The organism is Pseudomonas sp. S2_E02 (assembly GCF_054668355.1).
On sequence record NZ_CP162761.1, the window covers coordinates 1,403,688 to 1,419,767 of the forward strand.

Annotated in this window: 11 protein-coding genes; 5 read left to right on the forward strand and 6 right to left on the reverse strand. The window is 55.0% G+C overall.

Annotated elements, in window-relative coordinates:
• Positions 1-18 precede the first annotated feature (18 nt).
• Positions 19-696, forward strand: a complete 678-nt coding sequence (locus AB4O01_RS06200) for a DUF5710 domain-containing protein (protein ID WP_460091012.1) — start codon at positions 19-21, stop codon at positions 694-696.
• Positions 697-850: 154 nt separating this feature from the next.
• On the opposite strand, the gene AB4O01_RS06205 is transcribed toward AB4O01_RS06200, so the two are convergent.
• Positions 851-1,645, reverse strand: coding sequence for a hypothetical protein (locus AB4O01_RS06205; protein WP_460091013.1), 795 nt, complete (start codon positions 1,643-1,645; stop codon positions 851-853).
• A gap of 245 nt (positions 1,646-1,890) precedes the next feature.
• On the opposite strand from AB4O01_RS06205, the gene AB4O01_RS06210 reads away from it, so the two are divergent.
• A complete protein-coding gene (locus tag AB4O01_RS06210; protein WP_460091014.1) occupies positions 1,891-2,790 on the forward strand; it encodes a hypothetical protein in 900 nt (299 codons plus the stop codon).
• A 543-nt stretch (positions 2,791-3,333) separates the two neighbouring features.
• A complete protein-coding gene (locus tag AB4O01_RS06215; protein ID WP_460091015.1) occupies positions 3,334-4,800 on the forward strand; it encodes a DUF726 domain-containing protein in 1,467 nt (488 codons plus the stop codon).
• A 46-nt stretch (positions 4,801-4,846) separates the two neighbouring features.
• On the opposite strand, the gene AB4O01_RS06220 is transcribed toward AB4O01_RS06215, so the two are convergent.
• From AB4O01_RS06220 to AB4O01_RS06240, 5 genes are all read right to left on the reverse strand, one after another.
• Complete coding sequence (locus AB4O01_RS06220) at positions 4,847-6,592, reverse strand: LeoA/HP0731 family dynamin-like GTPase (RefSeq protein ID WP_460091016.1); 1,746 nt, start codon at positions 6,590-6,592, stop codon at positions 4,847-4,849.
• The gene (locus AB4O01_RS06225; RefSeq protein ID WP_460091017.1) at positions 6,579-8,210 is read right to left on the reverse strand and encodes a GTPase; all 1,632 of its coding nucleotides are present in this window, start codon (positions 8,208-8,210) and stop codon (positions 6,579-6,581) included. Before AB4O01_RS06225 ends, AB4O01_RS06220 begins: the two co-directional genes overlap by 14 nt.
• A 56-nt stretch (positions 8,211-8,266) precedes the next feature.
• Positions 8,267-9,142, reverse strand: coding sequence for a hypothetical protein (locus AB4O01_RS06230; RefSeq protein WP_460091018.1), 876 nt, complete (start codon positions 9,140-9,142; stop codon positions 8,267-8,269).
• 110 nt (positions 9,143-9,252) lie between these two features.
• On the reverse strand, positions 9,253-10,542 hold the full coding sequence (locus tag AB4O01_RS06235; RefSeq protein ID WP_460091019.1) for an McrC family protein: 1,290 nt from the start codon (positions 10,540-10,542) through the stop codon (positions 9,253-9,255).
• A complete protein-coding gene (locus AB4O01_RS06240) occupies positions 10,539-12,611 on the reverse strand; it encodes an McrB family protein (protein WP_460091020.1) in 2,073 nt (690 codons plus the stop codon). Before AB4O01_RS06240 ends, AB4O01_RS06235 begins: the two co-directional genes overlap by 4 nt.
• A gap of 196 nt (positions 12,612-12,807) precedes the next feature.
• Between AB4O01_RS06240 and AB4O01_RS06245 the strand changes: the two genes are divergently transcribed.
• Together AB4O01_RS06245 and mexE are read left to right on the forward strand one after the other, a co-directional pair.
• Complete coding sequence (locus AB4O01_RS06245; RefSeq protein ID WP_460091021.1) at positions 12,808-14,547, forward strand: dipeptidase; 1,740 nt, start codon at positions 12,808-12,810, stop codon at positions 14,545-14,547.
• A 272-nt stretch (positions 14,548-14,819) separates the two neighbouring features.
• A complete protein-coding gene (gene mexE / locus AB4O01_RS06250; RefSeq protein ID WP_460091022.1) occupies positions 14,820-16,073 on the forward strand; it encodes a multidrug efflux RND transporter periplasmic adaptor subunit MexE in 1,254 nt (417 codons plus the stop codon).
• Positions 16,074-16,080 lie beyond the last annotated feature (7 nt).

Consider the following 16,080-nt stretch of genomic DNA (forward strand, 5'->3'; position numbering starts at 1 on the left):
ATACGTACGGATAAAGAAATGGCAAGGATTGATCTGAAAGTCCCCTTCTCAGAAAAAGATGTAGCGAAATCACTCGGTGCCAGATGGGACCCAAGCCTGAAGACTTGGTACATTCCGGAAGGTGTCGACATCGCCCCCTTGGCTCAATGGCTGCCCGTAACAGCGCATGCAGACCTGGAGCACGGACCTGAATTTAGTGTAAGAGCACCGTACTACTACGTCATAGAGTCCGTGTCCGACTGCTGGGGCTGCTCTAATTTGACTCGCGTGTTCTCGTTCAAGCTGCCCGAGCAACACGAAGAGTTCGATTACTACGAGGATGAGGACGAAGATTTTGCGCTCACAAGCAACCTCGGCGAATGGAAGTGCCATGGGTATCGCGGAACGGTCTCCAACGTCGCCAGCCTCTCTCCCTTGGTCACGAAGCAGATCCATCACTTCACCAACGAGTTCAAGCAGGCCTACAGTAAAACGGTAGGCAGCCGTTACCTGATGAATCACTGCGAAAACTGCGGAGCCAAGCTCGGCGATTTTTTCATGCACAGCGAACCTGGTGGAGCGTTCTTCCCAACCTCACCACAAGAAGCTCAGCGGATGACTCTCATCAGAATCAACGAGCGGTTCGACGCCAACTGCAGCGTCGGCTTTGCATCCGAAGATTTTTTCGACTGGATGCTGGTTCGCGAACAACCCTAATTACCCTATCCAATCCCGGACTGCCCGAGGACCTCACGCGCCACAGGCCCCCACCTGTGGGGTATTGAGTAAAATCAGTAGAAGGCGCTGCATTACTGTAAGGGGGCCGGCGACCACACCCCTGCGAGTTCGGCAACGACTTCACGTCGCTGGATCACTGCCCCCCGAGCCCCTTTATCCACTTCCAGAAGCTGGAGAAGTTCACGAATGAGATCGCAAGTGGGCTGAGCACTATAAGCGCTGTGTACAGCGGGTGCTCTTTCATTGCCTCAAAAATTACAACCGGATGCACACCGTGCCGATCTCGCCAGGTCGACGCAGTTTTCAGCGATTTATCATGCGTTCGCTCAAAAAAATTCGCAAAGAGGTCCAGCTTCCTTAGGGTCGATTGGTGCATTTTGATGTATTCGGCATTGACGAACGCCTCTGCTTCTTCCGCTCCGGGGAGAGCGTCCTGGTCACTGGCGTCATTGAGTTCCGCCAGGGCCATTATGCGACCCTTTCGCCCCCTTGAATCGTTGTGCGGTGCATAATTCCTGCTGTACAGGGCAACGAGCTCACGCGCTAAATCTATTTTTTTGTCATCCTGCAACTCGAAAGGCTTGCCGCCGAGCACTCGAAATTTGTGCTCCAAAGCAAAAAAACCAAAATTCTCATCACGCATGTTCCAGTGAAGAAACCGGCAGTCTTTGTGCCGTTCAAGCCACTGAAAATACCCCTTGAGCATAGCCTTCTCGAACTTGTCCAGCTCGGCCTGCATGTTATTGAGCTGTTTCCCCAGCTCCGCCTCCTTGTGGATCGACCAAGATTTAGTTTGGCCTGACTTCAGATTCCGCGTAGCGATGGAGGTAACTCGCTTCGATTCACCGGTTGCGTTATCGTAAAAAGACTCACATGAGTAATGGATTACATATACCCGATTTGAGTCCTGGTAGAGGTTTTCAATCAACGCCCTACTCCTTCTCCGCTCCTTGACCCGATCCAGCTCCGCGCCCACGCTGCTCCCCTCTACCAACTATTTGTGATGGCAAAGTGTGCTCTTTATCCGGAGCGCTTGCTAGGTATCAGCTTTGGAACCGGTAGCACCTGGCCAAGCTGGTGCTTCGGCACCCTGGTGACTGATCAGTAACCCGCCGCTATGATTGCCGGCTATTTGCCACGAAAGTATCGCGGCGCCGATCAAGAGGGACAGTGATGGCGGGTCTGTGGAAACCAATGTCAGGGGCGTTTTGGAGCACACCACCTGCTGTGCCGAACGAGGGATGGCCGCTGTGGGTCGTCATTATCACCACGTTGGTAGTAACGTTTGCGGCTGTGGCAGTGTTGAAGTGCATCGCGCAGAGAATCAAGCCAAAGGGTTGGCATTTGCGCGAGCATCTCGGGCAAATAGGCGGTGCCCTGACGCTTACTTATCTAGTCATAGTGGGCGTTGTGATTTGGGGGCGCGTCGACACCCTGATGACCATGCCGTTGAATGAGGTGGGCGACTTCTTGGCCGGTGTGTTTGGGCCTGTTGCGTTCCTCTGGTTGGTGTTCGGCTTCATCCAACAGGGTGATGAACTAAGACAGGGTACCGAAGCGCTGAAGATGCAGAGCGTCGAGCTACAGCAAAGCACTCAGGCACTGAACATGCAGGCGGCCGAGCTCAAAAAGTCCGTCGAGCAGCAGTCAATAATGGCTGATGCGGCTTTGCAGCAAATCGAAGCGCAAAAGAGTGCACTGGAGCTCCAACAAAAGGAGAGGGAACGGACACTGATAGCAAACTTTTCCCTTACGACGACAGTCAGCGGCTCTGGTTCGCAGCCAGGGACCTCTATGAACAAGGTTCGCATGCGCAATGACGGTAACACCGCTTTCAATGTGACCCTCACTTTCAGTCCGCGTTTTTTGAATTTTGGAGAGGTAGCCATCGGCCAAATGAATCGCCAAGCTGATATAGAGTTTGAACTTACCAGAGGGGCGGCATTTAATCCGGAAGAGGGAACCGTGCAGTTAAGCTACGAAGATGTCGAAGGGGCAACTAGAAACGAAAGTTTCACTTATAGAGTTGTTAGTGGTCGTGCCCAGTTCAAAAAAATTCGCGCTAGACCGTGACAATATCGGGGGCTAAATCGCTCCCGCTCCCGTAATACCTCCAGTCATTTGCCACGCTTCCCGCCCTTGCCAGCCCCACCCTTCGGACGCTTGCCGGGGTTGGCCTGTCGGAACCATTCAACCGTCTTGACGAAGTTCACTGACCTAGTTGTGGTGCAGCATCTCCAGCGTTCTTGAGGAGCACTAGGCATTGGCCGGGTATGATGAGCTCCTAACCGCCACTCCCCTCCATAGTGGATGGACGCACACTGATAGCCAGCCAGTGCCATACTGGAAGCTTTGAGAAATCGCTCTTCGTATCGCTCCCGCACTAGATACGAGCGGGGGCAAAAGTGGGGGCATAGACGGAGTATATCGGCCTAGAAACACCGCCCTAGAGCCCAGTCAAAATGTTTTTTGGGGATCCGGATAGTCTTTGATCCCGACCGAGCCGGCTAAAGAATACGAATTCCCAGAGCGTAAGGTCATGCTTGCGCTTGATTTTACAAAAAACTAGCGAAATGCCATCATTCGCGCATCTATAGCCTCAGCCAAGGACGTTGCGTGAGCCACAAGTTCAAATTTCTGACCCTTCCTCACCGTTCCGGCGAGGTCGCGAACGTTTTCATTCACGGCTATTCGGCCGGCCACGATATGGAAGACCGATGCGCCCTACGCAAGCACATACCGTCCTCCCTGCACAATTGCATCAACATCTTCGCCTTTTGGCCGTCAGGTCATTGGGCCCAGTTCGATGATTTGTCGAGCAAAGGGATCCTTGCGGCAAGCCGTTTGAGTGTTCTGGCGGGCGCAGGGCTCGCAATGGCTGATCGTGCGCTCCACTTCAACAGCAGTCGCAACCGGGCCACCGCCATGGGCAAGACGCTGCTCTCGGAACTTGAAACCTATCTGCTGAAAAACCATCCCTACGTTTCGAAAGTCAATCTGGTCGGACATTCGCTCGGCGGACGTGTTGTCATCAGTGCCTTGCTCGATTTGCTGGACAAACCTGCCGATGACAATCTGGAAATAGGCGATGTTCTACTGATGGCTGCCGCGAGCAAGCTATCGGGGGACCAAGCGCAAGCCATTGGCAAACGTATCGAGGGCAAGCTCTACAATGCCCGCTCGAACGACGACAAAGTACTGTTGTTCAATCTCGGGGAAAGCAGTGCCGGTCGCCAGAAGATTGAAAACTGCAAAGATGTGCCAATGCACGGTTTCGGACACACCGACTATTGGCCGCGTCTGGAACAGGTGCTGCGGGCGTCGGGGTTTCATGGCTACAAAAGTGGCCTGCCTGCTGCAATGCAACCTGATGTGCTCATCAAGACTCCCGACCCGGTTGTGGCCGACCACTTCCTCTACGACTTGCTCGAACTGACCAGCGATCGAATCCGCAGCCAAGTCGCCAAGCACTTGCGTAGCAGCAGCTGGACAACGCTTGAAACGGAGCATTCACTCTATCTGCTGACCAAAGAGTTCCAGCTACTGGGCGGTCACTGCCTGGTCAATCTGGCACGGGGAAAAGGTCTCAAGTATGTGCAGATCCTGCTCATGCTGGCCGAACATTACGGGTTGGTAAACGAGTTGCATGAATGTGCACAAGTGATCGAAATGGAGGCAGTGTTGATCAGCAAGTGTTTCCATTCTTCGTTCGGCGAGGAGCACGTGCTCGCATCGAAGGAGGACATTACTCAGCAATTGCATGGCATGTCAGAGAAGAGTTATATCGAACAGGTCGATGCCTTGGCAGCGAGTCTGACCGTTACCTCGTACTTCTCGACAACTGAAGCGCCTGCGCCGGTGTATCGCAAGCCCAATTCTGCACTGGCAAGTGATAGCAAAGAGTTGGCACTCACCACTGGATCGCTCCTGCCATCGCTCAGCAGCCTGGTATCGACCGAGCGTATGAAGGTAGCGATGACCAATCTGAAAAGCGCGATCAAACCGGGCTACTCTGCACTGATTCCAGCTGTCGCCATTCTTTTCTACGCTCGCTTGCAGTTGAATAACGAAGGATTGCTCTGACGCGCCGAGAGAGCCTGGCCAACTGCTGCTGGCCAGGCTTACCGGATCAAACCACTCCGTACTCCCCCTCGATGACACTTTGCGAACCAAACGCCTGGCTCAAGTGCGTCTCAAGCTCTGCCAGTTGAGCCTGGCGGTTGCGCAGATTGTCGAGGCTGGCTTCCTGCTCGACCAGGATCTTCTCGAACGCCTTGATCTGCGGGGCGAAAATATCCATCACTTTTTCGTGATCCATGAGCAGCTTCATCGGCTCGGCGAAGTGGCTTTTGACCACTTCGGCCAGATCACCCTGAAGCTGTTTCAGCTCGGTTTCCGCACGCTGCTGCTGGGCCACACTGATGACGTCGGTCAACACCTGAATACCCGCACCCAGCGGCCCGGCCCAACGGCTGATATTGGCGGCCAGCTTGGTCGCTTCCCAAGGTTTGAATTTGTAGACGTAGCCGGTGAGGTTTTTCAGCGTCTCGCGGGCCAGGAACACGCCGTTCTTGATGCTTTCAACAGGAATTTTCGATACGGCCGTCAGCGCACGGCTCGATGCTGACAGAGCCGATGCGGTGATGCTGTCAGCGAAGTCTGAAGAGCTGTCGAGTTGATGCTCGATCTTGGCACTGATGCCGCTCATGATGCTTGAAGACTGGTTGAAAGCGGTGCTGAACAGGTGATCAATGCGAAAGCGCAGCTTTTCGCCGATATCATTGTTCGAGAAACCGATCTGCGATTCGAGGAAGGCGTGAACCTGGTCACGCGGCAAGGTGCGGATGCTGTTGAGCAAATCAGTCTCGAGGTTGTTCAGCTCCTCGTACAGGTTGCCGACAGTCGCGAGAATCTTACGCTTGCCCTCGGCAATATCCTCCTGGATGCGTGCCGAATCACGTCGCTGGTTATCCGCCAACAACTTGAACTTGATCAACTCGTCCTGAGCCAGGGCGATTTTTTTGCCCAGCACATCACGCACGACATCGATGCCGGTCTTCTTGATCAGGGTTTCACGACCGCTGCCGTCGAGTACCTGCTGGGTAACCTGTTTGAGCTCGCTGATCCGCGAACGCTGGTCATACAGGTCTTTTTGTTCCAGCCAGAATTCCAGCCCACGGCTATTGGGGTTGGAGGCTACACAAACCACGTTGACCGCTTCACGCTCGGCCGCAGAGAGGTCGACAAAACGCTGCAACTTATCCAGCAGGTTGTTCTTTTTGATTGTGCTTTGCTGCTCGAATTCTTCGGTATCGCGCAGATCGGCTACTTCATCCATTTTATTGATGACGAAGATGGTCGAGCTCAATTTGTTGAGATCGCGCAGAACCCAACGGACGATGTCCTGGTGGCTTTCCTTGAGCGGGTTGGTGGCATCGACCACGTAGAAGATCAGGTGCGCTTCGGAAATGTAGTTCTTGGTGATATCGCCGTATTGCACCAGAGCGCCATTTTCGGCTGCCTTTTCCTTGTCACCGAACAGGCCGGGGGTGTCGACAATCTCACAACGGTCCTGAAGGTTGTCAGGGCGATAGATCGCCAATGCGTCCGAGGACTCATTGGTGTCGATCTTCATGTCTTTCATGACCTGACCCAGCCAGCCGGCAACGACGCTGGTCTTGCCGTCGGAAAACGCGCCGAGCAAAGCAATACGCAAGGCATCGGACTGCACGTCGCCAATCGCCTTCTTGATTTTTTCGATGTCCTGAGAGACGTCCAGCCCAAGCGCTTCAAGCGCGCCCACCAGTTTCTGGAGGTTGTCGAGCGACTTGATCACCTCACTCTTGCTGGCGTTGAACTGTTTAAATTGTTCCATAGGGTCTATCTCCCACTTCGTCTTTCAGCGCTTGAATTGAAGCAATCTTTTCATCGAACAAACGGGTCACGTCGGCCATTTTGCGTCGTTCGTCCGTTAGTTGGCTCAATACCGAGCCTTCGATTTTGTCCTTGATCTTCGCCAGCATCTCTTCGGTATCACGCTTGAAGGTCTTCGTGACGTTCTCACGCTCGGCTTTGATAGCTTTGGCGACTTGCTCTTGCGCCTCGGCAATCTTTTTGCCGCGACCACCGAACAGGTAACTCAGCCCCGCAGCAAACAGACCGAAAAGGCCACCCACGATCGCGCCGACGATATTGCCTATCCCGGGAAACACCGTACCGATGCCAAATCCACTCAGGGCATAGCCGCCGACACTTAGCAGGAAGCTGCCCATGTCGGAGAAGTTGAAACTGATGGAGTCCATGGCGCTGGACAGTGAAATTGAACTGTTCGCCGCGTCGCTTAAACGCTGCTGAAAGCTCACCCGCTCAGCGTTTTCGTGCAGGCGTTTGACTGCTCGCTCAATAGTCTGAGACAGGTCTTCAAGCAACTGTTCCTGGATCTCCTCCAGCCTTTCGGACAGTTTCGCCTGTCCGTCACTGACGTGTCGCTGAATGACACGTTCGACATCGTCCTTGTCACTGAAGTGCACTTCGACAGCCTCGCGAGCCGCCGACGTCAGATCATTGAAAAAACGGTCCAATGCGCTGTTGCGCTTGGAGGTGAAACTGCTCGCCTGCTCCTGAAAGCTCTTGCGAATGACCTCCTGGCACTCCAGAACTTCCACGCCGATCCTGACGCAGACCGCCTGATGCTCGTCTCGTTGTCTTTGCAGATCCGCAATAGTGTCTTGCAGCAGGCGCAGTACTTTGCGCTTGTTGCTTTCGACGATGTCGACCTCAAAATTGGCGCAGCCATTGCCGATGACCTGGTGCAACTGATCCAACTGACTGAAGCTGCGCATCGCCTGTTGGCTAACGAAGTCTTGTTTGTAGGCACGCTGCGACTTGAGCAGGTCGGTGCGATCAGGATGAATACTGGTCAGGCCACGTTCGTCGAATGCAACCCCCGTAAAACCGAGGAGCCCTTGCAGGCTTTGGCAGCCGCTGACCAGCTCCGCACCCAATATGTCTTCCAGCACTTCACGGGTCTGTTCGCGGGTCGCGACGGCATCTTTATGCGTACGCTCAAGAGATTCGCGATCACTGTCGAACTCGTAGGAGTCCGCCTTGCCGCGCAGATTGCAAATGGCGTACACCTTGGCATCACGATTGAGGTAGTGCTTGATCTTCCGGGCGGTCTCGGCCTCTGGTTTCTTGTTGGTACCGTTTACGTAGAACACCAAGTGGGCTTTGGCGATGGCCGCCTGAACCATGGTTTCGTACTTCGACTCATTACCCTCGATACCAGGCACGTCGATGAGGTGAAAGTTCTTGCCTTGGTGGCTGAACTGGTAGATCACGTTGTCTTGGGTGAAGTCTGCCTGGCCGGTGCCGACGATCTCGCCGTCGACCTGGCCTGCGCAACGCTGCAGACGCTCGAGTTCTTTCTGCTGTTTGAGGAGGGTTGGCAGCCTGCCGCTCACCAGCTCGCTCAAGGAATGTTGTTCGTGCATGAGTAGGTCCGGATTCTACGAAGGGAAGGTAATTGCGTGGCCATCAATGCCAGGGCTCACAGCAACTGCGCATAACCCAAGGCACCTGCAATGACTCCCATCACAACCCCTCCCGCCAGTCCGACTACCAGCTTCATTTTTGCCCGCTGCTCCAGCGATAGGCGGGTTGCCTCACCCTGACGCTGGCACTCGCTCAGTTGCGCCTGAGTGGCCTGCAACTGCCCGCCCTTCTCCACCAGCTGTTGCTCAAGGCGCTGAAGATCGCTACGCACGCCCTGAAGATGCAAGGCTGTTTGCTGCAGTTCACCCTGAGCCTGAGCGTGGTTTTTCTGGCTTTCCGCCAAGCATGTTTCGGTACCCTGCAAGGCTTGGCGAGTGCTCTCGAGATCGCTAACGGCCAGGCTCAGCCGCTCTTTGCAGTAGGTGTAATCCTGCTGAGTGTGTTCGAGCTGCTGGCGGGTTGTCTGCAGATCACGCTGGGTCTGATTGACCAGAGCGCCGATGTCATCGCCCAGTGCAGCAATGTCTTCGCAGAAACTCACATACCGAGTACTGAGTTCCTCGATGAGCTCATCACTTTTGTGCGAGAACACCGCTTGAATATCAGCGGCGGTCGCCTGATTACGCTGGATCAGGGCCTGACGTTTCTTCTCCTCGAAGAGAATGCGCAAGCTCTCGATGATGGTGCTCTTGCCGGCGTTGGTTTCACCAAAGAAGGCAATGGTGAAGTTGTCCCACTCGGCGTGCTTTTCCAGATAGGAAATCTCGCCGTCAAAACGCGACTTCATTTCGCCGAGTTTTTCCTTGACGCTGGCAAGGTGAGCATTGCCCTTGTCATTACTCACATCCAGCCTGGAGACATCCTCCAGCGCGGTGGCAATGTCGCTGGCTACGCGAGCATAAAGCTTGGAAAAATCTTGAGCCTTACTCATATCGTTCCCTGTTGGTTTTCGGCTGGATCCAATTCAGCCCGACAAATTGCATTTTGCCATCACAACTGTCAAGTTCACCTGTGTCGCATAGACACCTTCAAATATTGCGTTCAGGAAGAGAGGAATTCATCAAGGGGAGACGTCTCCGGCAGCAACAACTTGCGGCTCTCGATACAAAACGGCAGAACCCAGAGCTTCAGGTCATCCGAGCTGCTGAAGTCGAATACCGGCAAAGGCGCAGTAAATGAATCTGTCCACGGGTACACCAACACTACATTCCCGGCGTCCTTGAGATAGACATGTGCATAGGCGTGCAACTGATAAAAATCGGTCTGGCTGAGCAGGTATTTGTCTCGACTGTTGCCTTTGACGCTGTCCAGAAGCTTCCATTTTGTATCGAGCACCATGAGCGTTTGTGCGCTCTGCTCGATCAGCAGATCTGGCTTTAGGCGAAACCAGCGTTGTTGTTGGTGGCTCACCAGATGCTGCTTGCTGGTCTGGGCGCGCAGATTGAAACCCTGCCGGACTTGAGCTCTCAGGTGCTTCGCCACATAGGCTTCGAACAGCGCCTCCATTGGAAACAGCAAGGATGGCGCGTCGTGCTTGCCTGCCCCTGTCACCGGACTGTCGCCTTGCAGGATCAACCGTGCCCAATCAAGCGCCGGCCCGTAATAGGCCATACCTCGATCAAGCCGGATACGCTTGAGGTCTTGGGCGATATCGCTACACAGCGGCACCTCGGCAAAAACAAAACACAACTCGCGCACCAATCGTTGATTGTCGGGCGCTTTGCACATCGACAGCGCTTTGCGCAGGGCGCTATGAATGAGCCTGTTTTCTGCGCGATCCTGGATGAATTCGTCGTATTCAGTGAAAAACCGGTCACGGCGCAGCAGATTCTGCGCCAGGTGAGGCGCCATTAATAGCTTGCCGCGCAGACTGGAAAGATTACCCTGACGAGCACTGTAGTCGCTGCGCACTCCCCTCTTTACGACCTGGCGTACAGCCTCAAGAAACTGTTGCAGGAACACCTCCAGCAGCGGCATGTGCTCCATTTGCAGATCAGCGTTCAGTGTCTTGATATGGCGAAACCCCCGCAGACACTTGAGCATATCGATCAGCTTTGCGCGTGACTTGGCCGCCGACATATTGCGACCGATCTTGGGCAGAATCTCTATTTGATAACCGCAGGGAGCCCGCAGCACACCCACGTAATTGCTGAACCGAATTGCGCGCCGGCCGTTGCGGCTGGTCAGTTTCAACCAGACCGGAGCGCTCTCGTCAGGCGTCAGGCATTGCTCTTCCAGCCAGCCGAATACTTTCGGGGGTACGCTTTTGCCAATGGCACCTTCATCCGACGCAACCAGCGTATCGAACTCGAAAATCTGTATCGCCGTCATTCAGTGAACGTCGCATAGACGCCGACGTAGGCTTGCGGGTTAGCAAGCGCCGCTTTATTCAAGCGGTACTGAGGGCGCAACGAGTACTCATCCAGATCGTGATTGGACCCGAACAGAGCCTTGGAACTCCTGTCGACTTTCAACTCGTGGACAAATTGAAGCCCGCCGTCAGCTTTCTGGTTATCACCCAGTACCAGACGGATTTTTTGCCAGTCCTCGAAAAAATACTCCTCCAGCAGCGGAATGATGCGCGTCCGAAAAATGGTGGCGAGCGCCTCGAAACGCGCCACAGCGGCAACATCTTTCAAGGACGTGAAATACGCGTGCCCGATGGTGTGTTCACGGTCATACAATGCCTCAATGCGTGCGTTAAGTGCCGTCAGCAAACGATCAAGATGGATTTCATGCTCCCCTCTGACAATCACGATTTCTTTCAATACACTCGGATCGGGCATCAGTTCGAAAAATTCAAAGCGGCGGCGTAATGCCGTATCAACCAACGCCAGCGAGCGATCGGCGGTGTTCATCGTGCCAATGACGTCAACATTCGAGGGCACGCTGAATGGGTGGTCTGAGTAGGGCAATGTCAGTGTCACCTCATATTCCCCACCCTTACGCTTGTCGACTTCGATCAGCGTGATCAATTCGCCGAAAATTTTGCTGATATTGCCGCGATTGATCTCATCAATCACCATTGCGTATTGCTGGTGCGGGTTAGCCTCAGCCTCTTCGCACAGTCGAAGAAAGGCACCCTTTTTGATCTCGTAGCGGACGTCCTTTGAAGCGACGGATTCGGCCCTTTCATCAACCGTCAGCCCCTCGGAATCGACAAGCACCGGACGTAGGCCTTCAACGAACTCTTCGTAGCCGTAGGACTGGTGGAAGGTGACAAACTCATAGCGCTTTATCCCTTCGGCGGACGTGTATTTCCCACTTAGCAACTTCTGCAATGTGCGGGTTTTGCCGGTGCCCGGAGGGCCAAAATAGATTTCGTTGCGCGGGGCGGTAGCCCCCACGAGCGCTACTGGGTTAATTGGCTGTGCACCTTCCTCTTCGTCGGCCTCTTCGTCGGCCTCTTCTTCGCTGCTGTAATCGTCAGGCCAGTAACCGGTTCGGATGGACTTTTGACCACGCTTGGGGCCGACTGCGCTTTTTTGGGAATTTGCCGCTTCGACTGACGCAACGAGCTCTTCACTCAGGTCCTGATATTGCGGTATCGGGTTCAAGCCAGCGAATGTCACCCATAGGACCTGCACACGGTCCTTTCGCAAAAACAACACCCCCGCCGATGAGCCTCTTTCCGCGTTTTTCTCCTTTCCGCCGAATACCAGTTGTGAATTCGTGGCCTTTGTAGACCACCAATCAAAGCCCAGTTCGTGAATCGCAATGGCTAATCGGGCGAATAAACTTGTATTGTCGCGACCCCAGTTCGGCTGCCGCTCTCTGAAATCCTTGCTTACCCGAAAATGCCTCAGTAGCGCCGCAACATCGGCGTCTGTGTTCAAGCCAAGCTCTTGAGCCATATCATCGTATCCAATTTCAAATTTTGTAATGGCATCGGCACTCCAGTCGACAATTCCCTGAAAGCCCCGCGCCAAGCCTTCTTCAGCCCGCAAGGTCGCAACAATAGGTGATAACTGATAAGGGCCGCGCAACTTTTCATAGCGCTCGCGCAACGTGGGATCTGTGATCTTTTTATCGACCAGATCAAGTTTGACGACAAAGCCCCAAGTGGCATCGATACCGACGGTATAAGCCAAGCCTTGAGGAGCGTCCGAACGAGGATAGATTCGTGCCCAGTTGTAGCCCAAAAACTTCTTGTGCCACTGACTTATGGGCCGGCGAAACACTTGCGGGTCAATGCTGTTCGGGAATACACGCCGTTGCAGTGCATACGCCCATTGCCTGGTAATTTCATAAGCCTCATACAATTGACGGTACGCTCGCTTATGTGAATCGTCGGCCTTGTCAAAGACCTTCTCGTGCCATGCACTCAAACAGTCGAATTGGTCGCGGGTAAAATAGTTAGACGCCACGTATTGCCATCCCATCCTTTGAGTTGATTGCATGTTGCCATCACTAGCACTGGCACGGATATATCTCCTCGAAATAGTTTTTCATTTGTGCGCCCCTTTTGCATTTTTGTGCGACACATCCCCTTTCAGGACTCCCGCAAGGCTCTGACACGGTGTTAGGTTGTAAGCGTATGTGTCTCAACCTTGAGACACGCCTAACTCACTGCCCTGCAAAGGAATGCCCTTCGTAATGAATGTCCCTTTCAAAAAACTGGCTGCCACCACGTTGATGCTGGCCGGTCTTGCCGTGTTCACGGCGCCCGCGCAAGCGAATATCACCCCGCAGCAGAGCGCTGAAATTCTCAAGACTTACAGTGCAGACAAAGCCACAGACTTCCGTCAGTTCCTCGGCAGCCTGAGCAAGAGCGATCTGGCGAAAACCGCAGACATTGGTCCGGCGATTGGTGCCTATCTCGATAACAAGACTTTAAACGCCGATCAGCAGAACGAAATCTATCGTCTGCTGGGTCTCTACACGCGAGCGAAATACAGCGCTGCCGCCACTGAAACCCTGCGCGAACTGGTGGAAATCCCGACCTTTCGCAAGGACGGCGTTGAGCAGCACGACAACCCGGAATTCATCAAGATCGCGGCGAAGATCAAAAGTCTCGCCGAGTCGTTCAATCTGAAATTCCGCAACATCGACAACCGCGTCTACGAGATCTCCCTCGACGGTAGCGGTGATGAAGTGGTTGGTATTCACGCGCATGCCGACGTAGTGCCGGTGACGCCGGAAAACTGGGTGCTCAAGGATGGCACCCGCCTCGACCCGTTCAAGATCACCCTGATTGGCGATCGCATGTACGGTCGCGGCACCGAGGATGACAAGAACGGCATCGTCGTCACGCTATATGCCATGAAAGTCATCAAGGAAGAAAAACTGCCGCTGGTGCGCAACTTCAAGTTGCTGGTCGACACCACCGAAGAAACCACGGGCGACGCGATCCCTTACTACTTCGAACGCAACCCGACGCCGAACTACAACCTGGCGCTGGACGGCGGCTACCCGGTGGTGATTGCCGAGAAAGGCTACGGCACCGTCATGGCTAACTTTGCCAAGCGCAAAGGTGAAGGCAAAGGCGCGGAAATCATCTCGATGACCGGTGGCCTGGCAACCAACCAGATTCCGTCGGCGTCGGTCGCCACCCTGGTAACCGACAAGCCTGCGGAACTGGCCGCCAGTCTGCAAAAGGCCGGTGACGAGTTTGCCAAGCGCAATGGCGGCGATTTCCAGGTGAGCGCCAAGGTCGACGGCAAAGACGTCAAACTCACCGTGACTGGCGTATCTGCGCACTCCTCCGAGCCCGAATCCGGGGTCAACCCGGTCGCGCGGATGCTGGTCTTTATCAATAGCCTTGATGGCAAAGTCGCGTTCAAGCACAACCACATCACCGATGCCGCACTTTACGCTGCCGACAATTGGGGTCTGGATTACCTGGGCAACAAGTTGAATGTCGGTTTCTCCGATGCCTTCATGGGGCCGCTGACGACCTCGCTGACCTACGTCGGCATGGACGAAAAAGCGTTCAAACTCGCGGTCAACCTGCGCGTTCCGAAAGGTAAGTCGCCGGAGAAGCTCAAAGCTGAAATCGCTGAGAAACTGGCGGCGTGGAGCAAGAAGAGCCATGTAGCCGTTGCCTTCGACTATTCGATCGCCGAGCCGATGTACCGCAACCCTGAAGGTGAATGGGTCAAGGCGCTGCTGGCGGTATCGACTGAAAACCTCGGCATGAAACACGAGTTCGGCACCTCCGCTGGCGCCACCTCGGTGCATGAATTGCCGAATGGCGTGCAATTCGGTCTGGCCATGCCGAACGTGAAATACACCGGTCACACCGATGGCGAGTTCAAGACTGTGGAGCAATTCCAGCTGGATCTGCAGATCGTGACGGAAATGATCGGACGCATCGGCCAGTTGCCGAAACTCTGACCGCATTGTCGAACCCGCCGCCGTGGCGGGTTCGGCATTTTTAATCCCCGCGTAATCCCCGCCGCGCAGCCTCGCTCCTGACTTTTGCAGGTCAGGCAACAGAGAATTGCCACCAAGTAGATTGATAGCCACCTAACGAAAGGTGCATGCTAGAGGGCTCGTTCGGGTCTTATATCATTCCGAATGATAGTTACCTTTGCTTCATTCGATTCGTGCCATCACACCCCGCCGAGCATCATCCGCCCATCTTCAATACATTGGCGGATGCATCCATGGAACAGTCACTCAAACATTTGCGCTTCCCGTTGGCCATGTTGGCCGTACTGGTGATGAGCGCCTGCGGCAAGACTCCGGAGACTGCCGCCACTATGCCCGCTGCGAAAGTCAGCGTGGCCAAGGTGCTCGAGCAACCGGTCAACGAGTGGGACGAATTCACCGGGCGCCTCGAAGCGCCGGAAACCGTTGAAATCCGTCCACGGGTCTCCGGCCAGATTGATGACGTCGCTTTCACTGAAGGCGCACTGGTCAAGAAAGGCGACCTGCTGTTCCAGATCGATCCGCGTCCATTCCAGGCTGAGGTACGCCGCCTCGAAGCCCTGGTCGCTCAATCCCGCGCCAACGCCACCCGCAGTGAAAACGAAGCCGGTCGTGGTGAACGCCTGCGTGCCAGCAACGCCATTTCCGCCGAATTGGCTGACTCGCGCACCAGCGCCGCTCAAGAAGCCCGCGCCGCCGTCGGTGCCCTGCAAGCGCAACTGGATCTGGCCAAACTGAACCTCAGCTTCACCCGCGTCACCGCGCCGATCAGTGGCCGCGTCAGCCGTGCCGAGATCACCGCCGGTAACCTGGTGACCGCCGACACCACGCCGCTGACCAGTGTGGTTTCCACCGACCGTGTTTATGCCTACTTCGACGCCGACGAGCGTGTGTTCCTCAAATACACCCAACTCGCCCGTAACGGTCAGCGCGGCGCGACCACCCCGGTGTACATGGGCCTGTCCAACGAAGACGGCAACCCGCACCTCGGTCAGATGAACTTCGTCGATAACCAGGTCAACCCGAAAACCGGCACCATCCGTGGTCGCGCGGTGTTCGACAACAGCGATGGCACCTACACCCCGGGCCTGTACGCACGCCTGAAACTGGTCGGCAGCGGCACCTACAACGCCATGCTGATCAACGATGAAGCGGTCGGCACTGACCTGGGCAAGAAGTTCGTACTGGTGATGGATGCGGACAACAAAACCGCGTACCGCGCCGTTGAACTGGGTCCGAAGATCGAAGGCCTGCGCATCGTCCGTACCGGCCTGAAAAAGGACGACACGATCATCGTCAAGGGTCTGCAACGGGTTCGTCCTGGCTCCCCGGTTACCCCTGAAGTGGTGCCGATGGCCAGCGAACAGACCATCGCGGCACTCGCTCAACAACGTCAAGCGCTGGAAGCCAGCAACCTGCCCAAAGTCGCTCCTGCCAAAGGCGCGTCCGGTTCGGTTGTGAAGCTGGCCGCTACGACCCCACGCGGTTAAGGGACGA

Bases quoted from the DNA above. Each gene is read 5' to 3' on its own strand.
- mexE (WP_460091022.1), top strand. From the start codon at position 14,820: ATGGAACAGTCACTCAAACATTTGCGCTTCCCGTTGGCCATGTTGGCC.
- AB4O01_RS06210 (WP_460091014.1), top strand. From the start codon at position 1,891: ATGGCGGGTCTGTGGAAACCAATGTCAGGGGCGTTTTGGAGCACACCA.
- AB4O01_RS06240 (WP_460091020.1), bottom strand. From the start codon at position 12,611: ATGCAATCAACTCAAAGGATGGGATGGCAATACGTGGCGTCTAACTAT.
- AB4O01_RS06230 (WP_460091018.1), bottom strand. From the start codon at position 9,142: ATGAGTAAGGCTCAAGATTTTTCCAAGCTTTATGCTCGCGTAGCCAGC.
- AB4O01_RS06200 (WP_460091012.1), top strand. From the start codon at position 19: ATGGCAAGGATTGATCTGAAAGTCCCCTTCTCAGAAAAAGATGTAGCG.
- AB4O01_RS06235 (WP_460091019.1), bottom strand. From the start codon at position 10,542: ATGACGGCGATACAGATTTTCGAGTTCGATACGCTGGTTGCGTCGGAT.
- AB4O01_RS06225 (WP_460091017.1), bottom strand. From the start codon at position 8,210: ATGCACGAACAACATTCCTTGAGCGAGCTGGTGAGCGGCAGGCTGCCA.
- AB4O01_RS06245 (WP_460091021.1), top strand. From the start codon at position 12,808: ATGAATGTCCCTTTCAAAAAACTGGCTGCCACCACGTTGATGCTGGCC.
- AB4O01_RS06220 (WP_460091016.1), bottom strand. From the start codon at position 6,592: ATGGAACAATTTAAACAGTTCAACGCCAGCAAGAGTGAGGTGATCAAG.